This window comes from Bradyrhizobium sp. CAR08, from assembly GCF_052871955.1.
In genome coordinates, this window is sequence record NZ_JBIXJX010000002.1 from 165,339 (window position 1) to 188,133 (window position 22,795).

Below are 22,795 nucleotides of genomic sequence, written 5' to 3' on the forward strand. Positions count from 1 at the left end.
CATGGTGACTGAACCTACGAGCGCCGCCATCGACAAGATCCGCTGCGATGCGTGTCCGGTGATGTGCTACATCAAGCCGGGCGCGGCGGGCGCCTGCGACCGCTATGCCAATCACGAAGGCAAGCTCGTCCGCGTCGATCCGCATGTGATCCTGGAGCGCACCGTGTCGCATGGCGGCAAGCTCGTTCCGTTCAGCCGCACCGAAGATTGGGACGGCAAGATCGTCCACGAGCCTTCCACCTTTGTAACGGCGATCGGCGCGGGGACCACCTATCCCGACTACAAGCCGGCGCCGTTCATCGTCTCGGCGGAGGTCGATGGCGTCGACATGGTGACTGTCGTCACCGAGGGCATCTTCTCGTACTGCGGCATCAAGGTGAAGATCGACACCGACCGTTATCTCGGGCCGGAGACGGCGACCGTCCGTGCACAAGGCGAGGCGGTCGGTCATGTCACCACCAGCGAATACGGTTCGCAGATGCTGTCGCTCGGCGGCGTGCACCATCTGACCGGCGGCTCCAAGAAGGAAGGCCGCGTCACCTGCGACACGCTGATGGACCTCGCAAATTGCAAGGCGGTCGAACTCACCATCGACGGCGGCGCGAGCGTGGTGGTGCAGGCCGGCCAGCCGCCGATCGTCAACGGCATGAAAGAAGAGCGCATGCGCGTCGGCTGCGGCTCGGCGACCATCGGCATGTTCGCCAAGCAATGGCACGGCAAGGTCGACGAGGTCGTCGTGGTCGACGACCATATCACCGGCGTGCTCTCGGAGCACCAGGCCGGCAAGCTGCTCGACATCGCCGATACCGGCATCAAGATGAATGGGCGCCGCTCGACGCCCGGCCGCTATTTCCAGGTCGCCGATCCCGGCACGGGTTGGGGCGGCACCAATATCTCCGATCCGCTCGCAATCCTGGGACCGTTCGACGCGAAGGAGGCCAAGCCTGGCCTCTCGATGCTGATGGTCTCCACGACGGGCGAGCATTCGTCCTATTACGTGCTCGACGAAGCCTTGAAGCCGGTCGAGACCCAGATGCCGGAGGACCTCAAGTTTTCGGTCGAGCGCATTCAGGAGAATTGCGAACCGGCGCTGTGTACGGTGCTGTTCATGGCGGGCGCCGGTGGTTCCTTGCGGGCGGGCGTGACCGACAATCCGGTGCGGCTGACGCGCTCGGTGAAGGACGCGCTGACGCGCGTCACCAGTGGCGGCGCGCCGGTCTATGTCTGGCCGGGCGGCGGCATCACCTACATGGTCGACGTGACGCAGATGCCGGCGGGGGCATTCGGTTACGTGCCGACGCCCGCGCTGGTGGCGCCGATCGAATTCACGATGAAGCTGTCGGACTATGCGGCGCTCGGCGGGCACATGGATTATGTGAAGCCGCTCGCCGAAGTTCAGGGCGGCGACGATGTCCGCCAATTGCCCTGGCAGAACCCGATCCCGGGACCCCGGGCATGACAAGGCTCCCGCAAATCGCGTTGCTGTCTGACGGCCGGCGGCTGCATTTGCAGGATGGACCGATTGACCTGATCGTCGAGGCGAGGGGGGCGGCCGACGCAGTGCGCGAGGCCTATAAGGCTGCGGCCGAACGGTTCACCGGGCTTCTCGACGAGCTCTGCGCGGAACTGCCGGAACTGCGGACCGCTGTCGAGGAGCGGACCTCGTTGAGAGGCGTTGTGGCGCGTCGCATGCACGCCGCGGTGGCGCCCTATGCCGGTGATGGCTTCATCACGCCGATGGCCGCTGTGGCCGGCAGCGTGGCGGAGGAGGTGTTGGGCGCAATGCTGAACGCTGCGGCGCTCGATCGGGCCTATGTCAACAATGGCGGAGACATTGCCCTGCATCTCGGCGAGGGCGAGCATTTTTCGGTCGGCCTGATGGACCGGCCCGATCGCGACGGCGTGATGCGGACAATCAGGGTGGACGCCGATGATCCCGTGCGTGGCATTGCGACCAGCGGACGGCACGGCCGCAGCTTTTCCCTCGGGATTGCCGATGCGGTGACCGTGCTGGCCGGAACGGCGTCGCAAGCCGACGCGGCCGCGACGATCGTTGCGAACGCCGTCGATCTGCCGGAGCATCCCGCCATCATCCGAAAACCTGCGAACGAACTTCAGCCCGACAGCGATCTTGGCGCGCGGCTCGTGACCCGCAACGTTGGTGGATTGTCGCAGAACGAGATCACCACCGCGCTCGAATCTGGCGCGGAATGTGCACGGCAATTATTCGATCGCGGATTGATCGAGGGTGCCGTGTTGCAGCTTTGTGGTGATATGATTGTCATCGGGACCAAGGATATTGAACGGCAACGATCGCGCCCGCTTGTACAAGAGAACGCGGTCCATGCCTGAACTGGGAAGCGGTTTGAGGAAACAATCATGAGCGCGATCATCCGCAAGATCGTCACCGTCGTCGAAGAGACGCAGATGGAGATGGGCCGCCAGGTCTCACCGCCGACGCGGCGTGCGGCGGCGATCGCCGTGATCGAGAATCCGTTTGCTGGAAAGTATGTCGAGGATCTCTCGCCGCTGATCGCGATTGGCGAGGAGCTCGGCGAGCTGCTCTCGAAGCGCGCGGTGGCGGCGCTCGGCATCGACGGGTCCAAGGCGCAGAGCTATGGCAAGGCCGCGGCCGTCGGCGAGAATGGCGAGCTGGAGCATGCAGCCGCCATCCTTCACCCGAAAATGGGCGCGCCGGTGCGTAAAGTGCTGGGCAAAGGCGCTGCGCTGATCCCGTCGTCGAAGAAGCGCAGTGGACCCGGCACGACGCTGGACGTTCCGCTGGGCCACAAGGATGCAGCCTTCGTGCGCAGTCATTTCGATGGCATGGAAGTGCAGATCAACGACGCGCCGCGCGCCAACGAGATCATGGTCGCGGTCGCCGTCACCGACAGTGGCCGTCCTTTGCCGCGCGTCGGCGGGCTGACCGTTGCGGAGATCAAGGGCGAAGACGGACTGCGTTAATCTTTTCAGAAAGTGGAGGTTGGGATGCGAGCAAAGAACTATTTTGTCGGGGCGGCGTTCGCGCTGTTGGCAAGCGGCATGGCTCATTCGGCCCTTGCGCAGGACATCAAGATCGGCGAGATCAACAGCTACTCGCTGCTGCCGGCGTTCACTGAGCCCTATCGCAAGGGCTGGCAGCTCGCGGTCGAAGAGATCAATGCGGCCGGCGGCATCAACGGCAAGAAGCTCATCGTCGTCTCCAAGGACGATGGTGGCAAGCCGGCAGATGCGCAGACCGCGGCCAACGAGCTGGTGTCGAGCGAGGGCGTGGCGATGCTGACGGGTACGTTCCTGTCGAACATCGGTCTTGCGGTCAGCGACTTCGCCAACCAGAAGAAGGTGTTCTTTCTGGCGGCCGAGCCTCTGACGGACGCCATCACCTGGTCGAAAGGCAACAAGTACACGTTCCGACTGCGTCCTTCGAACTACATGCAGGCCGCGATGCTGGTGGAAGCGGCCAGCAAGCTGCCCGCAAAGCGCTGGGCGACGATCGCGCCGAACTATGAATACGGCCAGTCCGCGGTCGCGGTGTTCAAGAAGCTGATGTCGGAGAAGCGGCCCGACATCCAGTGGGTCGATGAGCAGTGGCCGCCGCAGGGCAAGATCGACGCCGGTCCGGTAGTGCAGGCGGTTGCCGCGGCCAATCCCGAAGCGATCCTCAACGTCACCTTCGGCGCCGATCTCGTCAAGCTCGTGCGCGAAGGCAACACCCGCGGCCTGTTCAAGGGACGCGAGGTCGTCTCGTTCCTCACCGGTGAGCCGGAATATCTCGATCCGCTCAAGGAGGAGACGCCCGAGGGTTGGATCGTCACCGGCTATCCCTGGTACTCGATCAAGACGCCCGAGCACGACGCGTTCCTGAAGGCCTATCAGGCCAAGTACAACGACTATCCGCGCCTCGGCTCGATCGTTGGCTACCAGACCATCAAGTCGGCGGCGGCGATCCTGGCGAAGGCCAATTCGACCGATCCGGAGAAGCTGATCACTGCGGCGGAAGGACTTTCGATGCCGTCGCCGCTGGGCGAGATCACCTTCCGCAAGATCGATCACCAGTCGACGCTCGGTGCCTATGTCGGCAAGACCGCGCTGAAGGACGGTAAGGGCGTGATGGTGGACTCGTCTTACAAGAAGGGCGCGGACTATCTACCAAGTGATGCCGAAGTCGAGAAGCTGCGTCCGAAGGATTGATCCAAAGTGAGACCGGGGCCTCGTGGTTCGAGACGCGCGGCGCAGCCGCGCTCCTCACCATGAGGGTCCCGGACCTCATCCTGAGGAGGCGCGTAGCGCCGTCTCGAAGGATGAAGCCTAATATTGCGACTTACGCTTAACCCGGACCGCAGATGGCCTTTTACGTCGTACAGTTTCTGACCGGTCTCGCCAGCGCAGCGTCGCTTTTCCTGGTGGCGTCGGGCCTGTCGATCATCTTTGGCGTGACGCGGATCGTGAATTTTGCGCATGGCGCCTTTTACATGATCGGCGCCTATGTCGCCTTCACGCTGACGGAGCGGCTGTCAGGTGCATTCGGCTTCTGGGGCGGCATCGTGGCGGCGGCGTTCGCGGTGGCGCTGATCGGCGTCATCGTCGAGATGGTGCTGCTCCGGCGCATCTATCACGCGCCCGAGCTGTTCCAGCTGCTTGCGACCTTCGGCCTGACCTTGATGGTCGAGGACCTCGTCGTCCTGATCTGGGGCCCAGACGATCTCGTGGGGCGCCGTGCGCCCGGCTTCAAGGGGGCGATCGACTTCTTCGGCCAGAACATTCCGAGCTATGATCTGTTTCTGATCGTGCTCGGACCGGTCGTGCTCGGCATTCTCTGGCTCTTGTTCCAGCGCACGCGCTGGGGCGTTCTGGTGCGCGCAGCGACGCAGGACCGCGACATGGTCGCGGCGCTGGGCGTCAATCAGAAATGGTTGTTCACGAGCGTGTTTGCGGTCGGCGTTTTCCTCGCCGCTCTCGGCGGTGCGCTCCAGATCCCACGCGATGCCGTGCATCATGCGATGGATTTGCGCATCATCGTCGAGGTCTTCGTCGTCGTGGTGATCGGAGGCCTCGGTAGCATCATCGGCGCTTTCGTCGCGGCTGTGCTGGTCTCCGAGCTCAACGCCTTCGGCATCCTGATCTTTCCAAAAATTTCTATCATCCTGGTCTTCCTGGTGATGGCGGTGGTGCTGATCGTGCGGCCCTGGGGCTTGTTCGGCAGGCCCGAGGCGCCGGCCCGCAAGACGCCCGGTCTCACCGTCAATCCCTGGCGACCGCTGACGTCGAATGAGCGGTTGGCTGCGTTTGCAGCGCTCGTCGTTGCGGCGACGCTGCCGCTGTTCGCCGGCAACTATGCGCTCACCGTCGGCTCCGAGATCGCGATCTCGGTGATCTTCGCCGTCAGCCTGCACTTCCTGATGTCGGTCGGCGGGCTCGCGTCCTTTGGCCACGCCGCCTATTTCGGCCTCGGCGCCTACGGCGTCGCTTTCCTCGCCAAGATGGCGGGACTGCCGATGATCGTCTGCCTGTTGCTCGGTCCGCTGCTCGGCTGCATGGGCGCTGCCGTGTTCGGCTTCTTCGCGGTGCAGCTCTCCGGCGTCTATTTTGCGATGCTGACGCTCGCCTTCGCGCAGATCGTCTGGTCGATCGCGTTCCAGTGGGTGAGCGTCACCGGCGGCGACAACGGCATCCTGGGCGTCTGGCCCTCGAGCTGGGCGGCGAGCCCATCGCATTTCTATTGGCTGTCGCTCGGTGTTGCGGCGCTCGTGACGATCGCTTTGCGGGCCATGGTGTTCTCGCCGTTCGGCTATGCGCTGAGGGCGACGCGCGACTCGCTGCTGCGCAGCGAAGCGGTCGGCATCAACACCAAGCGTATCCAGTGGACCGCCTTCGTGATCGCGGGCACGACCGCGGGCATTGGCGGCGCGCTGTTCGCCTACCTCAAGGGCAGCGTCTTTCCGGACAATCTCGGCATCTCGCTCTCGGTCGACGCCCTTGTCATGGTGCTGCTCGGCGGCGTCGAGACGGTGTCGGGCGCGGTGATCGGCGCCATCGTCTACAAGGCCTTGAACATCTGGCTGGTCAGTCAGACCGACCTGTCAAAACTCGTGCTCGGCGGTTTCATCGTTCTGATCGTCGTCGTCTTCCCCAAGGGCATCGTCGGCATGCTGGAGATGCTAGCGCAGCGCCGCAGGAAGACGTCGCCGCCGGGGTCACCCTTGCTTGCCAAGCCGATCGAGTCCGCCGAATGAGCGTCGCGCCCCCACTTCTCGCGGTCGAAGGACTGACCAAATCCTATGGCGGCGTCCATGCCGTGCGCGGCGTCTCGTTCTCGCTGCGCGCCGGTGAAATCCTGGCGCTGATCGGACCGAACGGCGCAGGCAAGAGCACCTGTTTCGACATGCTCAATGGCCAGAACAAGCCTGATACCGGCCACGTCCGCCTGCTCGGCGAGGACACAACCGGCAGGAAGCCGCGCGAGATCTGGCGGATGGGCGTGGGTCGCACCTTCCAGATCACCGCGACCTTCGCGACCATGACGGTGCGCGAGAACGTGCAAGTCGCGCTGATCTCGCATGGCAAGCAATTGTACAATCTTTGGGGCTCGGCGCCGAACTTCGACCGCGGCGAAGCCGGGCGACTGCTCGAGCTGGTCGGCATGGGCGGTTACGCCGATCGCCCCTGCGGCGAGCTTGCCTATGGCGATCTCAAGCGGCTCGAGCTCGCCGTCGCGCTCGCCAACCAGCCAAAGCTGCTGCTGATGGACGAGCCGACCGCCGGCATGGCGCCGCGCGAGCGGGTCGATTTGATGCGGCTGACCGCGCAGATCGCCCGGGAAAAATCGATCGGCGTTCTCTTCACCGAGCACGACATGGACGTGGTGTTCGAGCACGCCGACCGCATCATTGTGCTCAACCGCGGCACGCTGATCGCCGAGGGCTCGCCCGCCCAGGTCCGCGGCAATCCGCAAGTGCAGGCGGTCTACCTCGGCGAGGGCCTGCTTTACGAGGCCGGGCATCGCGAGGGAGCATCGGCATGAAGCTCACAGTACAGGATCTCAACAGTCATTACGGCCCGGCGCATATCCTGTTCGACATCGGGTTCGAGGTCGGCCAGGGGGAAGTCGTGGCGTTGCTCGGCCGCAATGGCGCCGGCAAGTCGACGACGTTCCGCTCGATCGTCGGGCTCGTCGCGCAGCGGTCGGGGCGGATCATGTTCGAAGGCAAGGATGTCTCGGCGCGTCCGACACATGAGATCGTGCGGGATGGGCTTGGTTACGTGCCGGAGGAGCGGCGTATCTTCACCGATTTGACGGTGGAAGAGAATCTCGAGGTCGGCCGCCAGCCGAAGCGCCCGAACGCGCCGCACTGGACTCGCGACAAGCTGTTTTCGCTGTTCCCTAACCTCGGCGAGATGAAAAATCGCCCGGGCGGCCGCATGAGCGGCGGCGAGCAGCAGATGCTCACCATCGCGCGCACGCTGATGGGCAATCCATCGCTGGTGCTGCTGGATGAGCCCTCGGAAGGCCTGTCGCCGAAAATCGTGGAGCAGATGGTCGAGGCCATCCTGACCATGAAGAAGGAGGGCGTCAGCATCGTCGTCTCCGAGCAGAATCTGCATTTTGCGCGGCTGATCTCCGATCGCGCCTATATCATCGAGCGCGGCCGCATCTGCTTCGGCGGCACCATGGCCGAGCTCGACGCGCGTCCGGATATCCGCGACGCGCATCTGTCGTTGTGAAGGCAAAGGGCAAGGGCATCGAGCGGATGGCGAGAAGCGTCGCGGCGAAGAAAAGCGTCAAACCGGCAAAGCCGCCTTATGTGCTCGACGAGCAGGTCGGCTTCATCCTTCGCCAGGTCTGGCAGCGCCACAGCGCGATCTTCTCTCGCGAGATCGGCACCAACATTACGCCGACGCAATGGGCGGCGCTGTCGAAGCTCGCCGAGGCCGGGCCATGCTCGCAGAACCAGCTCGGGCGCCTGACTGCGATGGACGTGGCGACCATCAAGGGCGTGATCGATCGGTTGACGGCGCGCGGCCTCACCGAGACCAGCCAGGATCCGGAGGATGGACGGCGGCTTCTGGTCAGCCTGACGCGCGCGGGCCAGCAATTGGCGGAAAAGGTCGCGCCGAATGCGCTTGCGATCACACGAGAGACGCTGGCGCCGCTCGAGGCAAAGGAGCGCGAGATGCTGATGGCGCTGTTGAACAAGCTGCGGTGAGGCGCGACTAACCTCGGTGAAGGTCTTGTCGAGGTTTTTGACATGAGAGCGGCGACCCGGTTTGCTATGGCTCTGAGCATGAGTGTGATGCTGGCGGGCCAGTCTGCTCCCGCCCTGGCGGCGCAAGCCTATGAGGGGTTCTGGGCGTCAACCAAAAAGGATTGCCGCGACGAGGACAGCGCCAACCGCATGAGCATCGAGGGCGGCAACCGTCTGTATTGGTACGAGACCCGGTGCCGCGCCAGCGAGATCACTGCCGACGGGAAGCTCGCCTGGAAAATGAAGCTCGCCTGCGAAGGCGAGGGTGAGAAGTATCGCTCCAGTCCCCGGGTTTCCATTGCCGCGGACGGCAAGCTGGTGATGGACAACAGCCCGGTCGGGCCGGGCAAGCGCCAGACCTATGTGCGTTGTGAGATAGCGAAACCGCGGTGATCCTGCTACGTCTTCCCCGGCCATTTTGCGCGATAGCGGATTTCGCTGCCATCGGCGAGCCGCCGCCACGTTCCGAACTCCGGCGTATGCGGAGCCGAGGCCGTCAATCCGATCGGGTAGATTCGGCTGGGCTGTCCCTGGATGTTGACGGCGAGTTGCCGGTGCGAGGTTCGGAACGCCAGTTCGACTTCGCCTGCGATGACGGGCTGATCGCCGTCACTATGGAAGCCAGCTGCGTTCGATTGGCCCGGCATGGTGTTGAGGTCCGTCTGCAATTCGATGGTGATATCTTGCGGTGACTTCGGCACGGTTGCGCCGGCCGGAAGGCGAACCTCGAAGACGAGCAGAGGAGTGGCGCCGTTTCGGTTGAGCCAGGGCGTGGCCGTCATGTACGCGACGCCCAGGTAGGTGGCGGCGGCGGCCACGCAAAGCAGGACCACGACACCAAGCGATTTCAGGCTGTTGCGCGCGAGACCGCTATTGCCTGCATCCGTGCCGGAACGCGTCACCAGCCAGCTGGCAAGCACCACGCCAGCGATCGCTCCGATGGGTGAGTAGACGAACAGTGCCAACAGGCCAGACGTGATCGGGTCCGCCCGGTTGCCCAGATCGAGCACTGAAAACAGCACAAAGGTCGCGACATAACCTCCGACCGCACCGGCAACACCGGCGGCAATCCGCGACGAATTCTTCATGTCTCCCTCAGCGTTCCAGCAATGAACTGCCTGCGTTAGACGCAGCAGGCCGACGACTTGTTCAATGCTGTCAAGGGAGCACGGGAGCGGCGAGCCGCTCCGGCTGCGTCACTTCGCCACCACCTCGGGCACCCTGCCGGCCGGCGGGGTGTTGCGGCTGCGCTGGGTGCGCACGATACCGTCAATGATGGTCATGCCGATGCCGGGGAGGTCGCCGAGTTGGACGCTGTCCAAAATGTTCTTGCCGGCCGAGTGCTGCGCCTTGTCCATGATGACGAAATCGGCCGAGCGGCCCACTTCGATCAGGCCGCAATCCAATTCGCGCATCCGCGCCGTGTTGCCGGTGGCCAGGCAAAACGCGACCTCGGCCGGGAGGTCGCCAAGCGAGGACAGCATCGACACCATGCGGAGAATGCCGAGCGGCTGCACGCCGGAGCCGGCCGGCGCATCGGTGCCGAGGATGACGCGGTGCAGATCGCCCATCTCGCGCGCAATGCGCAACGTGAACAGCGCCGAGCGCTCGTTGCCATTGTGAACGAGCTCGAGGCCGCGCTTGCAGCCCTCGCAGATGCAGCGGATCTGGTCGTCGGGAAGCGCGGTGTGACCGCCATTGATGTGGCCAACCACGTCGGTGTCTGCCTCAAGCACCACATCCTTGTCGATCAATCCGGAGCCGGGGATCGAAGGACCGCCGGTGTGGATCGTGCTCTGGAGGCCATATTTGCGGGCCCAGCCGACCATTTTTCGCGCCGTGGGGCCGTCCTTGACGCCGCCCAGGCCGACTTCGCCGAGCAGCTTGACGCCGGCTGCGGCCAACTCCTTGAAGTCCTCCTCCACCATCTCGCACTCGATCACAGGCGCGCCGGCGTGAACCTTCACGCCGCCAGGCCGCAGATTCCAGAATGCACGCTGCGCGAAGATGGCCATCGCCTTCAACCCCACGACGTCGCGCGGGCGGCCGGGCATATGCACCTCGCCGGCGGAAATCATCGTGGTGACGCCGCCATGCAAATTGCTGTCGATCCAGCCGATCTGGTTCTGGCGCGGCGTCCAGTCGCCCGCAACAGGATGGACATGGCTGTCGATCAGGCCGGGCGCCACCGTGGTGCCGTTGGCCTCGACGATGGTGGTCGCGCCTTCGGTGTTGAGGTCCTTGAAGCGGCCGATCGCGGTGATCTTGCCGTTCTCGGCGACGATGGTGTCGCCGTCCAGGATCGGCTTTTCCAGCGCGCCGGACAGGATCAGGCCGATATTGCGGATCACGAGCTTCGAGGGTCCGGTGGCCTGGGGTGCGTCATGCGCCATGGAATGGGTCCTTGTCCTTAACTGCAACGCTTCCGATCTTGGGCAGCCTTGACCGCGGGATCAAGTCGGATTATTCATTAGTATACAAATGATCGTATACAAACGACGCCTAGCTGCCGCCTTGAAAACCGCCACGACGCGCCACGGAAGGGTGAGATGAGCAATTTCAATCAGGAAGCCGTTTTGAGCGTCCACCACTGGACCGACACGCTGTTCTCCTTCAAGACCACCCGCAGCCCGACCTTCCGCTTCCGCAACGGCGAATTCACCATGATCGGGCTCAAGGTCGGCGAGAAGCCGCTGCTGCGGGCCTACAGCGTCGCCAGCGCCAATTACGAGGACACGCTGGAGTTCTTCTCGATCAAGGTCGCGGACGGCCCGCTCACCTCACGGCTCCAGCATCTAAAGGAAGGCGACGAGATCATCGTCAGCCGCAAGGCCACCGGCACGCTGGTGATCGACAATCTGGAGGACGGCCGCAACCTCTACCTCATCGGCACCGGTACGGGTCTTGCGCCGTTCCTGAGCGTGATCAAGGACCCCGAAACCTACGAGCGGTTCGAGAAGGTCGTGCTGCTGCACGGTTGCCGACACGTGAAGGAGCTCGCCTATGGCGAGATGATCACCGAGACGCTGCCCAAGGACGAGCTGATCGGCGAGTACATCCGCAACCAGCTGATCTACTATCCGACCGTGACGCGCGATCCCTTCCGCAATCGCGGGCGCATCACCGATCTCATCACGTCGGGCAAGCTGTTTTCCGACATCGGCCTGCCGGCACTGGAAGCGGCCCACGATCGCGTCATGATCTGCGGCAGCCCGGCGCTGGTGGCGGATACCCGCGTGCTCCTCGGCGAGCGGGGTCTTGTCGAGGGCAATCACGGCGAGCCGGCCCAATTCGTGGTCGAAAAGGCCTTCGCCGAGCGCTGAGCCCGGAACCCCCGCGCAAGAAGACCGTATTTTCGCCGCCGCGCGCCCGTTGCGGCGTCGATTCGGCACGCGATACACTGTGGGAACGAATCAGCGGAGTTCCCACATGGTTGCGGACAGCGACAGCAATATCGCCTGGCACCGGGTTCAGTTGAAGAAGAACCGCGCCGAGTTGAAGGCGCTCGAAACCGCGCGCTTCACGATGGGCGAGATCGCGTCTTCGAAGCGGAACGGCCAGACCCAGAAGGCGCTCGGGGAACTCAAGCGCAAGATCGTGCAATCCGAGCGCGTGATCGCCGATCACGACAAGCGCACGCGCCGTCCGCTCACCACCGACCTGCGAAGCCTCAGCAACGGCAGCTGGAGCAATTGGGACGCCTACACCAACCAGCAGCAGCGCAAGATCGGCCCGCGTTCGCCGGGGCGGGGGTAGACTCGACTCTCACGCCTGCACCGAAGCCGAAGCGGAGGTTCCGTATCCCTTGCGCGGGCGGCGTCGTGCACCATGTTGGTGAGACCCCGTCAACCGCTTCGGTGATCACATGGCACCACGCCTCGATTTCACCAGCGAGGCCTTCTTTCGCGATCCGCCCAAGGCGATCGCAACGTTGCGCATGTCCGGTCCTGTGGTCGCGGCGCGATTTCCTCTCGTCGGCGATGTTTGGATCACCACGACCCATGAGGCCACCGCGCAGGTCCTGAAGGACGGCACCGATTTCACGCTGCGCAAGGAGGATGGGGACGTCGCGGGTTTGCGCTGGTGGATGCCGAACTACGTCAGAACCATCGCCAACAACATGCTGACAATGGACGAGCCTGACCACACAAGGCTGCGCAGCATTGTTGACGAGGCCTTCCGCCGCCGCGCGATCGTCGCGATGGAGCCGCGCATCCGCGCCATCGCGGACGGTCTCGCCGACGAGCTGTTCCTGACAGGAAGCCCGGCCGATCTCGTCCAGCGCTATGCGCGCATTCTGCCGCTCGCGGTCATCTCCGAGCTGCTCGGATTGCCATTGGCCGATCGCCCTCGCTTCATCGCCTGGGCCAATACGATGTCCTCGCTTACGAACGTCGCCAGCTTCTTCCGCATGCTGTTCGCGTTCCGCAAGATGCGAGCCTACCTCGAACGGCAGCTGCAGATTGCCCGCGTGCGGGGCGGCGAAGGCCTGATCGCGGAGCTGGTTCAGGTCGAGCGCGAGGGCGGCCAGATCACGCCGGACGAAACGGTGTCGATGGTGTTCCTACTGCTCGCGGCGGGCTCCGAGACCACCACGCATCTCATCAGCGGTTCTGTCTACGAGCTCCTCAGAAATCCCGGCGTCCGCGACTGGCTGGCACAGGACTGGAGCCGCGTCGGGCTTGCGGTGGAGGAATTCCTGCGCTTCGTGTCGCCGGTGCAGTTCTCCAAGCCCCGCTATGTGAGGCGGGATATCGAGCTCGCGGGCGTGCGTCTCAAGAAGGGCGATCGCGTCATGGTGATGCTCGCCGCCGCGAACATGGACCCGGCGATGCATGAGCGCCCCGAGAGCCTCGATCCCGCGCGCAAGCCGAACCGTCACATGTCCTTCGGAACGGGCATCCATTTCTGCCTCGGCCATCAACTCGCGCGCATCGAGGCAGCGTGTGCCCTGGAAGCGTTGTTTGTGCGATGGCCGCGGCTTGGCTTTGCTGTGGACGTGTCTCAGATCCACTGGCGCAAGCGACCGGGCATGCGAGCGATCGCGAACCTCCCTGTCGTGCCCGACGGCCACGCAGCACAGGCGACAGCATCAGCTGGATCGATGTTGGTTCGTTCCCAGCCAGTGGCCTGCTGAGACTTACACCTTGCGGAAAATTTCTCTGCACTCGTCGATAGGAACGGCATGCCGTTGCTCTAGTTGTTTTTGCGACATCGAAAGCCGCGACGAGTTCCTCCGGTCGATGTCGCAGATCAACAACAGGAGACAGCATCATGACCGGCAAGATGCCACCTGTTCCCGCCGAGAATCAAAGTCCGAAGGGAACCGGCGACAGCAAGCAAGTGTCCTCGACTGCCCCGCGCGGCCAGCAGCGTGCGCAAAATCCGGACCAGCAAGGGCAGCAGGGCAACATCAAGCAGAACACCACCAACCAAGGCTATCAGCAAGATCGCTGAGGAGCGGACCCTCATGTCGACATCCACCAAGACACCGAACAGCATCCGTCAGGGCGGACCAGGCGCATCGCATGAGAATGCGAAGGCACCGCTCGAAGTGAAGAAGCCCGCGGCGGACGACCCGCAGCGCAACCACAGCCGCGTCTCCGGCGGAGGTGGCGAGCACGATTCACACCACAGGCATGACGAGGCCGGAAAAGGCGGAGGCAGGTGAGGCATGACCAACAAGCAACCCAAACTCTACGCACCGACGGAAAAGGATATGCAAAATAACCCCATGATCGGCGGATCGAAGGGCGCAACGATGGCCGGTATCTCGCCTGAGGACCTCGAGGACGCCTTGGGCGAGAACACGATCGAAGGCGACGTCGAGAACGACGTGAACGCCGCTGGCGGCATCGACAAGGACATCGCACGCAGTGGCACGCACCGAAGAGGCCGATAGCTCCGGAGGACGAGCATGCAAGGCAAGAAGACCCACGAGCAACAGGTTCGCATCCTCGAGCGCAAGCCGGATGTCCCAGACGCGCGAGAGCTTGAGCGCGCCCTCGGCCACAATCCGGAGAATACGGCCGTTCACCGGGCGCGACCTGAGGCGCGACAGAGTGAATTCCCGGTGAGCCGAGGCGGCCTCAACCAGGAAAGCGATCACAACAAGCACAATGATTCCGGCCAAAGCGGACACAAGCCGCCGAAACCGACGCCGGCACAGCAGAAGCATTGAGCTGCACGGGCGATCAAAGCAAGAGGAGAAAAAGATGCCAGGTGGTCGTGGCAGCAAGACGCATTTCAGATCGGGCATGCACGGCAAGGGCGACGGAACGGGTGCCATGACGGACGTGCCCAAGGAGAAGATCGGCGACAACATGGTGCTGTCAAACCGCGACAAGGCGCAGCACTCGGACATTCGCGGCATGGACGGCAAGGCGATCCAAACCGAACAATATCAGGACCACTCGGCCAACCGGCTCGACGAGGAGCCGGGCACCGACGAGACCTGAGAGCGGCGTTCCTTCCCGCTGAACTCGCGGACCGGCTTTCAGCCGGTCTGCTTTTTTGTCGGCCCGAGATCACGCTCCCAGCCGAACGCGGAACGGCCATCGAGATCGGGCGAGGCCGCACGCTCTCCGGCGATATAGGATTCGACGGATGGCCCATGCGCGGTGCGCTCCAGCCGCCGCGCCTGGTCGTCGAGACGCTTGATGGCTTGCATCTCTTCCTCGCGCCCGAGCTTTGCGTTCTGAATCGCCCCCTTCAGCACGCGAATGGTTTCGTCATAGACCTTGAGTGGAACAGGGTAGGGATGCCGGTCCTTGCCGCCGTGGGCAAGCGAGAAGCGCGCGGGATCGTTGAAGCGGTAGGGCGCGCCGTGCACGACTTCGGCGACCATCGCCAGCGAACGCACGGTGCGAGCGCCAACGCCGGGAGTCAGCAGCAGCTCCGGAAAGTCGACCGGGCCGCGCTCGGCCGCAGCCGCGAGTGTGCCGTGCAGGCGGCGCGCAAACACGTCCTTCGGCCGCACGTCGTGATGCCCGGGCATGATCAGGTGCGGCAGCGTCGCCTGTGCAGGCGCGGGCGCAGTTCCGGTGAGCCGCTCGAATTCGGAAAGGATACGATCCGGGCCGAGATCGCTCAGAAGCTCGAGTTGCGCGGTGCGCGAGATCTCGGCGCGATGGTCGGTGAGGTTGACGATCTCGCCTTGCCGCGGCCCGTCGATCGCGCTGTGCGGTGCGTCGACAAAACTCTTCAGCGCCTCGGAATGCCAGTGATAGCGGCGGGCCTGCCGCTTGTCGCCGTTCATGCCTTGCTGCACCACGGTCCATTTGGCGTCGGCGGTGACGAAGAAGCCGTGCAGGTAAAGGTCAAAGCCGTCCTGGACCGCGGCGCTGTCAACCTTCGCCACGAGGCGACTCGCACGCGTGAGCTTTGCGCCGTCGAAGCCGACGCGGTCGCCCAACTGCAACAGCTCGTCCGGGGTCTTGCGCGAATGCTGGCCGCGACCGCCGCAGACGTAAATTCCGAGCTCATCCTGGAGCGGGCCTAAGCCCCGCTTCAACGCACCTATCACGGAGGTCGTGATGCCCGAGGAGTGCCAGTCCATACCCATCACGGCCCCGAATGATTGGAACCAGAAAGGGTGCGAGAGCCGCTGGAGGAATGCATCGCGCCCGTAATGATGGACGATCGCCTGTGTGACGATCGCGCCTAGCGAAGACATGCGGGTCGCCAGCCAGGGCGGAACCCGGCCAGTGTGAAGGGGAAGATCGGCGCTGCCGGTCCGTCGAGTCATGATTGACCAGAAATAGCGCAGTTCGGCGACGATTGCACCAGAGGGATGCTGCATTGCACCGAGCGGGGGAGCGAACGACGCTGCAACGCGTTGAACGCAAGCGCGGATGCAATGCGGGGACATTAATGGATTGGCAGACCCTTTTGGCCGACATCGACAGGATGTTCGGGTGGATCCCGTCGTGGTTCGTCGGCCTCACTCTAGTCTTGGGCGCGATCCTGATCGCCCTGTCGATCTATCGCCTCTCGGTTTGGCTGTTCAACCGCGCCTTCGGAACCCGCCTCCCGCTCGTGAGCGTGTTCATCGCCCGCACCGCGGGCCCAACTCAGCTGGCCCTCAGTCTTGCCGCCGTAGCGTTGGTGCTGCCGCTCGCGCCGCTGGACGACGCCTTCCGCACGCCGCTGACGCGCCTGTTCGTCGTCGCCTTCATTGCGCTGATCGGCTGGATCTCGATCCGGATCGTGGATATGAGCGCGGCACGGTATCTCCAGAACTTTCGCGACGTCACCGAGAATTTTGTCGCGCGCAAGCACGTCACCCAGGTCCGCGTCTTCAAGCGCGTCACCGATATCATCATCGTCATCATCACGGTGTCGACCGCGCTGATGACATTCGACTCGGTCAGGCAATACGGCGTCAGCCTGTTCGCCTCCGCCGGTGCCGCCGGTATCATCGTTGGTCTTGCCGCCCGGCCGCTGCTGAGCAATCTGATCGCGGGCATGCAGATCGCAATCACCCAGCCGATCCGCATCGAGGATGCCGTCATCATCGAGAACGAGTGGGGCTGGGTCGAGGACATCGCCGCGACCTATGTGGTGATCCGGCTGTGGGACTGGCGCCGCATGGTGGTGCCGCTGTCTTATTTCATCGAAAAGCCATTCCAGAACTGGACCCGCGACACTGCGTCCCTGATCGGCGTGATTGCGTTTCATGTCGATTATCGTGCCGACGTGCCGCGGATCCGGCGCTGGCTGGAAGAAGCAGTGAAGGAGTCCAAGCTCTGGGACGGCGAGGTGGTCAATCTCCAGGTGATCGACGCGGATGCTCGCACCATCGAGCTCCGCGCCCTCGTCAGCGCCAGGAACGCGCCGCAGTCCTGGGACCTGCGCTGCGAGATGAGGGAGAAGCTCATCGCCTTCATCCGGGACGAGATGCCGGAAGCGCTGCCGCGCGAGCGCGCGATCCTGATCCCGTCGGGAGGAGGCGACGATGACGCCGATTTCGTGCGGCGTCCCGCGCCGCCGGAGAAGATGCGGGCGAGCGCACGCAATTGACCTACTTGCGCGTCGGCCTTCGTGGCGCCGCGCAAGCCTGCCTGGCGCTGGATCGTGTCCAGCGCGCTGGTCCTCATGCGAAGCACCTCACTGCGCGCGGATGTCGGCGGCCTTCAGCACCGGCTCCCATTTGGTCGCCTCGGCATGCATGTAGGCGCCGAAATCCCTCGACGATGAGCCGACCGGGGCCGCGCCGATCTTGCTGAGTGTCGACAGTACGTTTGGGTCCTGCAGCGCCGCCTTCAGATCGCTTTCGAGCTTCGTGACGATCTCCGGCGGCATTTTTGCGGGACCAAGAACGCCCCACCAGACGGAGACGTCGTAACCCGGCACGCCCGACTCGGCGACGGTCGGAACATTGGGCAGCGCCTTGGAGCGTTCGGCCGAGGTCACCGCGAGCGCGCGCACCGCGCCGCCTTCGATCTGGCTGATGGCTTCCGCAAGTGGATTGATGCTGAGCGGAATGTCGCCGGCGATCACGGCGGTCAGCGCGGGGGCGCCGCCCTTGTAGGGGATCGCGACGATCTTGGTGCCGGACATGTATTTCAACAGCTCACCCGCGAGGTGCGCCGAGGTGCCGTTGCCGGACATGCCGTAGGAGAGCTTATCCGGCTCCTTCTTTGCCGCGATGAGGAGATCACTGAGCGTCTTATAGGGGCTGTCCTTGGCCACGACGATCGCGAGCGGGGAGGAGGCGACTTCGCTGATCGCGGTGAAATCCTTGAACGTGTCATAGGGCACCCTCGGATAGATGAACTGGTTGAGTGGATGGCCGCTCGCGACGAGGATCAGCGTGTAGCCGTCGGGCGCGGCTTGCGTCAGCGCTTGGGACGCGACGATTCCGCCGGCGCCGGGACGATTGTCGATCACCGGCTGCTGGCCCCAAGTCCCGGCCAGCGCCTGAGCCAAGGTGCGCGCGAGCACGTCGACGGCGCCGCCGGCCGCATAAGGCACCAGGATGTGGACCGGCTTGCTCGGATATTTGTCGGCCTGTGCGGCGGTCCCCGCGAGCAGCAGACCGGCGCCCACGATCAGACCGCTGATGGTCTTGTTGAAACCCAGCATTTCCCAGCACTCCTTTGCACCCAGCGGCGGTCTCTCGGCCTTTCCGGGTGTCATCCATGGTTTTTGTTGACGAGACCTGATCTTTTGTACGATAGTACAAATCACATGATCCGCAACCCCGCCAGCAAGGAAACGGCCCGCAAGCCGAACATGCGCGAGGCTATTCTCGCCGCGGCCGAGGAGCTGTTTGCCACCAACGGCTTCAACGCCGTGTCGGTGCGCGATATTGCACAGGCCGCCGGCGCCAATCCCGGCAGCGTCACCTATCATTTCAAGACCAAGGACGGCCTGCTGCTGGAGATCTACCGGCGTCATTGCGGGCCAATGAATTTGCGCCGTTCCGAGTTGCTCGCGGCCGCCAAGCGCGTGCGTGATCTCCAGGACCGGCTCGAAGCGGTGGTGCGGGCCTATGTCGTGCCGGCCTTCACCTCGGGCAGTGATCTTGCCGGGGGCGGGGCGCGGTTCACGCGGCTGCGCGCGGTGATGTCCGCGGAGGGCAATGAAGTCGCGCGAAAGATCATCGCACAGACTTTTGACGACACCAGCCACGCCTTCATCGATGCTGTTCACGAAAGCCTGCCGCACGTTCCGCGCACCGATATCGTCTGGCGCAGCCACTTCCTGCTTGGCGCACTCTATTATTCGCTGGTGACGCCGGATCGCGTCTCGCGCCTGTCGCGCGGCGAGGCCGACGGCAGCGATGCCGCAAGTGCCATCGAGCAATTGGTGCAAGCCACCGTGGCCGCGTTCCAGGCGCCGGCGCTGGATCAGGCGCCAGCACGGCGACGGCCGGTCGTCAGCAAGACTTGAACACGCGGTCTCTTCGGCGGGTTATCCGATGGCAATGATGTACACGCCGACCATTCCGCCGCCCGATCCGGACACGCGCACGCCGAAGTTCAGACTGCCGAACCTGTCTTGCGATGCGCATTGCCACATCTTCGGGCCCGGCGCGAAATACCCTTACGCGCCGGAGCGTTCCTACACGCCGCCAGATGCGCCGCTCGAGGATTTCCGCGCGCTGCATGCCAAGCTCGGCGTTGGACGTGCCGTCATCGTCAATGCGAGTGTGCATGGCACCGACAACACGGTGGCGCTTGACGCCATCGCGCAGAGCAACGGGGCCTATCGCGCGGTTGCCAATATCGACGACACCATCACCGAGCGCGAGCTTCGCGTGCTGCATGAGGGCGGCTTCCGCGGCTGCCGCTTCAATTTCGTCCGCCATCTCGGCGGGGTCCCGGACAAGCAGGTGTTCGACCGCATCGTCGCGCTGGTCGCACCGCTCGGCTGGCATATTGATCTGCATTTCGATGCGATCGACCTGCCTGAACATGCCGACATGCTGATAAGGCTGCCGCTGAGCTACACCATCGACCATATGGGACGGGTGAAGGCGTCCGAAGGGCTCGACCAGCTGCCGTTCAAGATCCTGGTCGAGCTGATGCAGCGCGACGAGAAATGCTGGGTCAAGATCTGCGGCTCGGAGCGGGTGTCATCGGCCGGTCCGCCGTTCACCGACGCCGTGCCGTTCGCGCGAAAAATTGTCGAGACGGCGCCCGACCGCGTCATCTGGGGCACCGATTGGCCGCATCCCAATGTCAAGGCGATGCCGAACGACGGCGATCTCGTCGACCTGATCCCGCTGTTCGCGCCGGAGCCGGAGTATCAGCAGAAGATCCTCGTCGATAATCCAGCGCGGCTGTTCGAGTTCGACCAATGACGGCGCTCGCGATCGACAAGCCGCGCGGCCGCGCCTGGTGGAAGGAGCTCTGGATCCAGGTGCTGATCGCCATGGCGGCCGGAATCGCGCTTGGGATCGTCAATCCCGAGGGGGGCGCCAGGATGCAGCCGCTTGGCGACGCCTTCATCAAGGCGATCCGGATGCTGATCGCGCCGATCATCTTCTGCACGGTCGTCCATGGCATCGCGCATATGGCCGATATGGCCCGTGTCGGGCGCGTCGCCGTCAAGGCGATCGTCTATTTCGAGATCATGACCACGATCGCGCTGATCATCGGTCTCATTGCGGTGAACTTGCTCAAGCCCGGCGTCGGCATGAACATCGATCCCGCCAGCATCAATGCCAGCGCGATCGAGCCCTATGTCAAGCAGTCGGGCGTGATCGGCTTTGTGCCGTTCCTGATAAACATTTTGCCCGCGACGTTCGTCGGCGCCTTTGCCGAGGGCAACATCCTCCAGGTGCTCTTCATCGCCGTACTGTGCGGATTTGCGCTGGTGCAGCTCGGCGAGCGCGCCGCGCCGCTGGTCCATCTCATCGACATCGCCGCCAAGATGGTATTCACCATCGTCGGATTCGTGATGTGGGCTGCGCCGATCGGCGCCTTCGGCGCCATCGCCTTCACGGTCGGCAAGTTCGGCGTCGGCTCGCTGGCCTCGCTGGGCAAGCTCCTCGGCGCCTTTTATCTCACCTGCGTGATCTTCATCATCGTGGCGCTCGGCCCGGTCGCGCGTCTGTGTGGCTTCTCGCTGCTCAAGCTGATCCGTTACATCTGGGAAGAGCTCTTGATCTGCATCGCCACGACATCGTCCGAGACGGTGCTGCCGCGGATGCTAACCAAGCTGGAGCAGGCCGGCTGCGAGCGCAGCGTCGTTGGGCTGGTGATCCCGACCGGCTATTCCTTCAATCTCGACGGCACCTGCCTCTACCTTGCCGCCGCCTCGGTGTTCCTGGCACAGACGACCAACACGCCGTTTGGGCTAGCCGAGCAGATCGAGCTGCTTCTGATCCTGCTCGTGACCTCCAAGGGCGCGGCGGGAATCGCGGGCGCCGCCTTCGTCGTGCTGGCGGCAACCTTGTCCGCCACCGGCAGCATTCCGGTGACGAGCGTGGCGCTCGTGCTCGGCATCCACCGCCTCATGTCGCAGGGGCTGACGCCAACCAATCTGATCGGGAACGCGGTCGCGACCATCGCGATTGCCAAATGGGAAGACGCACTCGATGGCGACCGCCTGAAGCGCGTGCTCGACGGCGAGGAATCCGCTGTCGCGACTCGATGAACCGATGACGTTGACGAACGATAGAGGGAGTTTGTCCCATGAAAACAGGTCTCGTGATCACGGCCCATCCGGGCGATTTCGTCTGGCGCGCCGGCGGCGCCATCGCGCTGCATGCGAAGAAGGGCTACCGCATGAAGATCGTCTGCTTGTCTTTCGGCGAGCGCGGCGAGAGCCAGTTCGCCTGGAAGGAGAAGGGTGCGACGCTGGAATCGGTCAAGGCCGGCCGCAAGGACGAGGCGGAGCGGGCGGCCAAGCTGCTCGGCGCCGAGATCGAGTTCTTCGATTGCGGCGACTATCCGCTGAAGCTCGCCGAGGCCCATTTCGACCGCATGGTCGACATCTACCGCGAGCTCAATCCGCGCTTCGTGCTGACGCACGCGCTGGAGGATCCCTATAATTTCGACCATCCGAACGCGGCGCATTTCGCGCAGGAAACCCGCGTGGTCGCGCAGGCGATGGGCCACAAGCCCGGCGCGCAGTACAAATATTCGGCCCCGCCGGTGTTTTTGTTCGAGCCGCACCAGCCGGAGCAATGCAACTACAAGCCGGACCTGCTCCTCAAGATCGACGAGGTCTGGAAGGAGAAGTACGAGGCGTTCCAGATCCTCGCCGCGCAGAAGCACCTGTGGGGATATTACGAGCGCGTCGCGCTCAACCGCGGCATCCAGGGCAGCCGCAACACCGGCGTGTCCATGACCTATGGCGAGGCCTATCAGCGGCTGTTTCCGACGGTTGCGGAGGAGCTGGCATGAAGCCGGTCGTCGTTCGCAACATCAAGCGTGCCGATCCCGCTGGGATGGCGGAGTACGGCGTCTCGACCGTGCACGAGGCCTATGATCGGCTCGGACTGATGAAGCCGTATCTGCGGCCGGTCTGGGCCGGCGCGGCGATCGCCGGCCCCGCCGTCACCGTGCTGGCGCAGCCCGGCGACAACTGGATGATTCATGTCGCGGTCGAGCAGTGCACGAAGGGCGACATCCTCGTCGTGGGCTGCACCACCGACAACACCGACGGCATGTTCGGCGAGCTGCTCGCAACCTCGCTGCAGGCGCGCGGCGTGCAGGGATTGATCATCGATGCCGGCTGCCGCGACATCAGGGCACTGCACGAGATGAACTTTCCGGTGTGGTCGCGCGCGGTCTCGGCCAAGGGCACGGTGAAGGCGACGCTCGGCTCGGTCAATGTCCCCGTGGTCTGCGCCGGCGTCAACGTCGATCCCGGCGACATCATCGTGGCCGATGACGACGGAGTCGTGGCGGTGCCGAAGCGCTACGCGGCCGAGGTCGCCGAGAAGGCGAGGAAGCGCAACGCGGACGAAGGCGGCAAACGCAAGCGGCTGGCTTCGGGCGAGCTGGGCCTCGACATGTACAGCATGCGCGAGGCCTTGGCGAAGGCCGGGCTCGTCTATGTCGACAATCCCGAGGACGTCTAAAACAATCAGCGGA

General features: G+C 64.1%; 27 protein-coding genes. 23 read left to right on the plus strand and 4 right to left on the minus strand.

The genetic code is table 11. From position 1 onward, the window contains the following. Position 1 precedes the first annotated feature (1 nt). From ACIPUD_RS04430 to ACIPUD_RS04470, 9 genes are all read left to right on the plus strand, one after another. A complete protein-coding gene (locus tag ACIPUD_RS04430) occupies positions 2-1,459 on the plus strand; it encodes a 6-hydroxynicotinate reductase (RefSeq protein ID WP_446480178.1) in 1,458 nt (485 codons plus the stop codon). After that, entirely contained in the window at positions 1,456-2,352 is an 897-nt protein-coding gene (locus ACIPUD_RS04435) for a UPF0280 family protein (protein WP_085395876.1), read from the plus strand. Before ACIPUD_RS04430 ends, ACIPUD_RS04435 begins: the two co-directional genes overlap by 4 nt. Before the next feature lie 27 nt (positions 2,353-2,379). After that, entirely contained in the window at positions 2,380-2,964 is a 585-nt protein-coding gene (locus tag ACIPUD_RS04440) for an amino acid synthesis family protein (RefSeq protein ID WP_085352760.1), read from the plus strand. A gap of 24 nt (positions 2,965-2,988) precedes the next feature. Beyond that, entirely contained in the window at positions 2,989-4,191 is a 1,203-nt protein-coding gene (locus tag ACIPUD_RS04445; RefSeq protein WP_018459318.1) for an ABC transporter substrate-binding protein, read from the plus strand. A 152-nt stretch (positions 4,192-4,343) separates the two neighbouring features. Next, positions 4,344-6,233, plus strand: a complete 1,890-nt coding sequence (locus ACIPUD_RS04450; RefSeq protein WP_247370839.1) for an ABC transporter permease — start codon at positions 4,344-4,346, stop codon at positions 6,231-6,233. Beyond that, the gene (locus tag ACIPUD_RS04455) at positions 6,230-7,021 is read left to right on the plus strand and encodes an ABC transporter ATP-binding protein (protein WP_018459316.1); all 792 of its coding nucleotides are present in this window, start codon (positions 6,230-6,232) and stop codon (positions 7,019-7,021) included. The genes ACIPUD_RS04450 and ACIPUD_RS04455 overlap by 4 nt, the downstream gene beginning before the upstream one ends. Then, entirely contained in the window at positions 7,018-7,722 is a 705-nt protein-coding gene (locus tag ACIPUD_RS04460; RefSeq protein WP_018459315.1) for an ABC transporter ATP-binding protein, read from the plus strand. Before ACIPUD_RS04455 ends, ACIPUD_RS04460 begins: the two co-directional genes overlap by 4 nt. A gap of 26 nt (positions 7,723-7,748) precedes the next feature. After that, positions 7,749-8,204: a MarR family winged helix-turn-helix transcriptional regulator gene (locus ACIPUD_RS04465; protein WP_007592445.1), complete on the plus strand. Its 456-nt coding sequence runs from the start codon at positions 7,749-7,751 to the stop codon at positions 8,202-8,204. Between the two features lie 42 nt (positions 8,205-8,246). Continuing rightward, complete coding sequence (locus ACIPUD_RS04470) at positions 8,247-8,636, plus strand: hypothetical protein (RefSeq protein ID WP_018459313.1); 390 nt, start codon at positions 8,247-8,249, stop codon at positions 8,634-8,636. Positions 8,637-8,641: 5 nt separating this feature from the next. On the opposite strand, the gene ACIPUD_RS04475 is transcribed toward ACIPUD_RS04470, so the two are convergent. Beyond that, positions 8,642-9,331 carry a hypothetical protein gene (locus ACIPUD_RS04475; protein WP_446480179.1) on the minus strand — a complete coding sequence of 230 codons (690 nt, stop codon included), beginning with the start codon at positions 9,329-9,331 and terminating at the stop codon, positions 8,642-8,644. 108 nt (positions 9,332-9,439) lie between these two features. After that, on the minus strand, positions 9,440-10,636 hold the full coding sequence (locus ACIPUD_RS04480) for an amidohydrolase family protein (protein WP_446480180.1): 1,197 nt from the start codon (positions 10,634-10,636) through the stop codon (positions 9,440-9,442). Between the two features lie 156 nt (positions 10,637-10,792). On the opposite strand from ACIPUD_RS04480, the gene ACIPUD_RS04485 reads away from it, so the two are divergent. From ACIPUD_RS04485 to ACIPUD_RS04520, 8 genes are all read left to right on the plus strand, one after another. Then, complete coding sequence (locus tag ACIPUD_RS04485; RefSeq protein ID WP_018459311.1) at positions 10,793-11,566, plus strand: ferredoxin--NADP reductase; 774 nt, start codon at positions 10,793-10,795, stop codon at positions 11,564-11,566. Positions 11,567-11,672: 106 nt separating this feature from the next. Continuing rightward, complete coding sequence (locus ACIPUD_RS04490) at positions 11,673-11,999, plus strand: hypothetical protein (RefSeq protein ID WP_018459310.1); 327 nt, start codon at positions 11,673-11,675, stop codon at positions 11,997-11,999. Positions 12,000-12,108: 109 nt separating this feature from the next. After that, positions 12,109-13,380, plus strand: coding sequence for a cytochrome P450 (locus ACIPUD_RS04495; protein ID WP_446480181.1), 1,272 nt, complete (start codon positions 12,109-12,111; stop codon positions 13,378-13,380). A gap of 137 nt (positions 13,381-13,517) precedes the next feature. Then, positions 13,518-13,700 (plus strand): hypothetical protein, encoded by a 183-nt coding sequence (locus ACIPUD_RS04500; RefSeq protein ID WP_018459308.1) that lies wholly within the window; start codon positions 13,518-13,520, stop codon positions 13,698-13,700. Positions 13,701-13,713: 13 nt separating this feature from the next. After that, complete coding sequence (locus ACIPUD_RS04505) at positions 13,714-13,914, plus strand: hypothetical protein (RefSeq protein ID WP_204510917.1); 201 nt, start codon at positions 13,714-13,716, stop codon at positions 13,912-13,914. A gap of 3 nt (positions 13,915-13,917) precedes the next feature. Then, positions 13,918-14,145: a hypothetical protein gene (locus tag ACIPUD_RS04510; protein WP_018459306.1), complete on the plus strand. Its 228-nt coding sequence runs from the start codon at positions 13,918-13,920 to the stop codon at positions 14,143-14,145. Positions 14,146-14,160: 15 nt separating this feature from the next. Continuing rightward, positions 14,161-14,424 (plus strand): hypothetical protein, encoded by a 264-nt coding sequence (locus ACIPUD_RS04515; RefSeq protein ID WP_018459305.1) that lies wholly within the window; start codon positions 14,161-14,163, stop codon positions 14,422-14,424. Positions 14,425-14,458: 34 nt separating this feature from the next. After that, the gene (locus tag ACIPUD_RS04520; protein ID WP_446480182.1) at positions 14,459-14,701 is read left to right on the plus strand and encodes a hypothetical protein; all 243 of its coding nucleotides are present in this window, start codon (positions 14,459-14,461) and stop codon (positions 14,699-14,701) included. Between the two features lie 38 nt (positions 14,702-14,739). On the opposite strand, the gene ACIPUD_RS04525 is transcribed toward ACIPUD_RS04520, so the two are convergent. Further along, complete coding sequence (locus tag ACIPUD_RS04525) at positions 14,740-15,990, minus strand: DUF763 domain-containing protein (RefSeq protein ID WP_446480324.1); 1,251 nt, start codon at positions 15,988-15,990, stop codon at positions 14,740-14,742. A gap of 125 nt (positions 15,991-16,115) precedes the next feature. Between ACIPUD_RS04525 and ACIPUD_RS04530 the strand changes: the two genes are divergently transcribed. Continuing rightward, the gene (locus ACIPUD_RS04530) at positions 16,116-17,264 is read left to right on the plus strand and encodes a mechanosensitive ion channel family protein (protein ID WP_446480183.1); all 1,149 of its coding nucleotides are present in this window, start codon (positions 16,116-16,118) and stop codon (positions 17,262-17,264) included. An 87-nt stretch (positions 17,265-17,351) separates the two neighbouring features. Here the strand turns inward: ACIPUD_RS04530 and ACIPUD_RS04535 are convergent, their stop codons facing one another. Further along, positions 17,352-18,329 carry a tripartite tricarboxylate transporter substrate binding protein gene (locus tag ACIPUD_RS04535; RefSeq protein WP_446480184.1) on the minus strand — a complete coding sequence of 326 codons (978 nt, stop codon included), beginning with the start codon at positions 18,327-18,329 and terminating at the stop codon, positions 17,352-17,354. 105 nt (positions 18,330-18,434) lie between these two features. On the opposite strand from ACIPUD_RS04535, the gene ACIPUD_RS04540 reads away from it, so the two are divergent. Genes ACIPUD_RS04540 through ACIPUD_RS04560 form a run of 5 tightly spaced genes read left to right on the plus strand, consistent with a single transcriptional unit; the run spans position 18,435 to position 22,782 of the window. Beyond that, positions 18,435-19,139 carry a TetR/AcrR family transcriptional regulator gene (locus ACIPUD_RS04540; protein ID WP_446480185.1) on the plus strand — a complete coding sequence of 235 codons (705 nt, stop codon included), beginning with the start codon at positions 18,435-18,437 and terminating at the stop codon, positions 19,137-19,139. 28 nt (positions 19,140-19,167) lie between these two features. Then, the gene (locus tag ACIPUD_RS04545; RefSeq protein WP_446480186.1) at positions 19,168-20,052 is read left to right on the plus strand and encodes an amidohydrolase family protein; all 885 of its coding nucleotides are present in this window, start codon (positions 19,168-19,170) and stop codon (positions 20,050-20,052) included. Further along, the gene (dctA, locus tag ACIPUD_RS04550; RefSeq protein WP_446480187.1) at positions 20,049-21,350 is read left to right on the plus strand and encodes a C4-dicarboxylate transporter DctA; all 1,302 of its coding nucleotides are present in this window, start codon (positions 20,049-20,051) and stop codon (positions 21,348-21,350) included. The genes ACIPUD_RS04545 and dctA overlap by 4 nt, the downstream gene beginning before the upstream one ends. A 38-nt stretch (positions 21,351-21,388) precedes the next feature. Beyond that, positions 21,389-22,102, plus strand: coding sequence for a PIG-L deacetylase family protein (locus ACIPUD_RS04555; protein WP_018459297.1), 714 nt, complete (start codon positions 21,389-21,391; stop codon positions 22,100-22,102). Further along, positions 22,099-22,782 (plus strand): 4-carboxy-4-hydroxy-2-oxoadipate aldolase/oxaloacetate decarboxylase, encoded by a 684-nt coding sequence (locus ACIPUD_RS04560; protein ID WP_085352765.1) that lies wholly within the window; start codon positions 22,099-22,101, stop codon positions 22,780-22,782. The genes ACIPUD_RS04555 and ACIPUD_RS04560 overlap by 4 nt, the downstream gene beginning before the upstream one ends. The last annotated feature ends 13 nt before the right edge of the window (positions 22,783-22,795 follow it).

Bases quoted from the DNA above. Each gene is read 5' to 3' on its own strand.
- ACIPUD_RS04430 (WP_446480178.1), top strand. From the start codon at position 2: ATGGTGACTGAACCTACGAGCGCCGCCATCGACAAGATCCGCTGCGAT.
- ACIPUD_RS04435 (WP_085395876.1), top strand. From the start codon at position 1,456: ATGACAAGGCTCCCGCAAATCGCGTTGCTGTCTGACGGCCGGCGGCTG.
- ACIPUD_RS04440 (WP_085352760.1), top strand. From the start codon at position 2,380: ATGAGCGCGATCATCCGCAAGATCGTCACCGTCGTCGAAGAGACGCAG.
- ACIPUD_RS04445 (WP_018459318.1), top strand. From the start codon at position 2,989: ATGCGAGCAAAGAACTATTTTGTCGGGGCGGCGTTCGCGCTGTTGGCA.
- ACIPUD_RS04450 (WP_247370839.1), top strand. From the start codon at position 4,344: ATGGCCTTTTACGTCGTACAGTTTCTGACCGGTCTCGCCAGCGCAGCG.
- ACIPUD_RS04455 (WP_018459316.1), top strand. From the start codon at position 6,230: ATGAGCGTCGCGCCCCCACTTCTCGCGGTCGAAGGACTGACCAAATCC.
- ACIPUD_RS04460 (WP_018459315.1), top strand. From the start codon at position 7,018: ATGAAGCTCACAGTACAGGATCTCAACAGTCATTACGGCCCGGCGCAT.
- ACIPUD_RS04465 (WP_007592445.1), top strand. From the start codon at position 7,749: ATGGCGAGAAGCGTCGCGGCGAAGAAAAGCGTCAAACCGGCAAAGCCG.
- ACIPUD_RS04470 (WP_018459313.1), top strand. From the start codon at position 8,247: ATGAGAGCGGCGACCCGGTTTGCTATGGCTCTGAGCATGAGTGTGATG.
- ACIPUD_RS04475 (WP_446480179.1), bottom strand. From the start codon at position 9,331: ATGAAGAATTCGTCGCGGATTGCCGCCGGTGTTGCCGGTGCGGTCGGA.
- ACIPUD_RS04480 (WP_446480180.1), bottom strand. From the start codon at position 10,636: ATGGCGCATGACGCACCCCAGGCCACCGGACCCTCGAAGCTCGTGATC.
- ACIPUD_RS04485 (WP_018459311.1), top strand. From the start codon at position 10,793: ATGAGCAATTTCAATCAGGAAGCCGTTTTGAGCGTCCACCACTGGACC.
- ACIPUD_RS04490 (WP_018459310.1), top strand. From the start codon at position 11,673: ATGGTTGCGGACAGCGACAGCAATATCGCCTGGCACCGGGTTCAGTTG.
- ACIPUD_RS04495 (WP_446480181.1), top strand. From the start codon at position 12,109: ATGGCACCACGCCTCGATTTCACCAGCGAGGCCTTCTTTCGCGATCCG.
- ACIPUD_RS04500 (WP_018459308.1), top strand. From the start codon at position 13,518: ATGACCGGCAAGATGCCACCTGTTCCCGCCGAGAATCAAAGTCCGAAG.
- ACIPUD_RS04505 (WP_204510917.1), top strand. From the start codon at position 13,714: ATGTCGACATCCACCAAGACACCGAACAGCATCCGTCAGGGCGGACCA.
- ACIPUD_RS04510 (WP_018459306.1), top strand. From the start codon at position 13,918: ATGACCAACAAGCAACCCAAACTCTACGCACCGACGGAAAAGGATATG.
- ACIPUD_RS04515 (WP_018459305.1), top strand. From the start codon at position 14,161: ATGCAAGGCAAGAAGACCCACGAGCAACAGGTTCGCATCCTCGAGCGC.
- ACIPUD_RS04520 (WP_446480182.1), top strand. From the start codon at position 14,459: ATGCCAGGTGGTCGTGGCAGCAAGACGCATTTCAGATCGGGCATGCAC.
- ACIPUD_RS04525 (WP_446480324.1), bottom strand. From the start codon at position 15,990: ATGACTCGACGGACCGGCAGCGCCGATCTTCCCCTTCACACTGGCCGG.
- ACIPUD_RS04530 (WP_446480183.1), top strand. From the start codon at position 16,116: ATGGATTGGCAGACCCTTTTGGCCGACATCGACAGGATGTTCGGGTGG.
- ACIPUD_RS04535 (WP_446480184.1), bottom strand. From the start codon at position 18,329: ATGCTGGGTTTCAACAAGACCATCAGCGGTCTGATCGTGGGCGCCGGT.
- ACIPUD_RS04540 (WP_446480185.1), top strand. From the start codon at position 18,435: ATGATCCGCAACCCCGCCAGCAAGGAAACGGCCCGCAAGCCGAACATG.
- ACIPUD_RS04545 (WP_446480186.1), top strand. From the start codon at position 19,168: ATGGCAATGATGTACACGCCGACCATTCCGCCGCCCGATCCGGACACG.
- dctA (WP_446480187.1), top strand. From the start codon at position 20,049: ATGACGGCGCTCGCGATCGACAAGCCGCGCGGCCGCGCCTGGTGGAAG.
- ACIPUD_RS04555 (WP_018459297.1), top strand. From the start codon at position 21,389: ATGAAAACAGGTCTCGTGATCACGGCCCATCCGGGCGATTTCGTCTGG.
- ACIPUD_RS04560 (WP_085352765.1), top strand. From the start codon at position 22,099: ATGAAGCCGGTCGTCGTTCGCAACATCAAGCGTGCCGATCCCGCTGGG.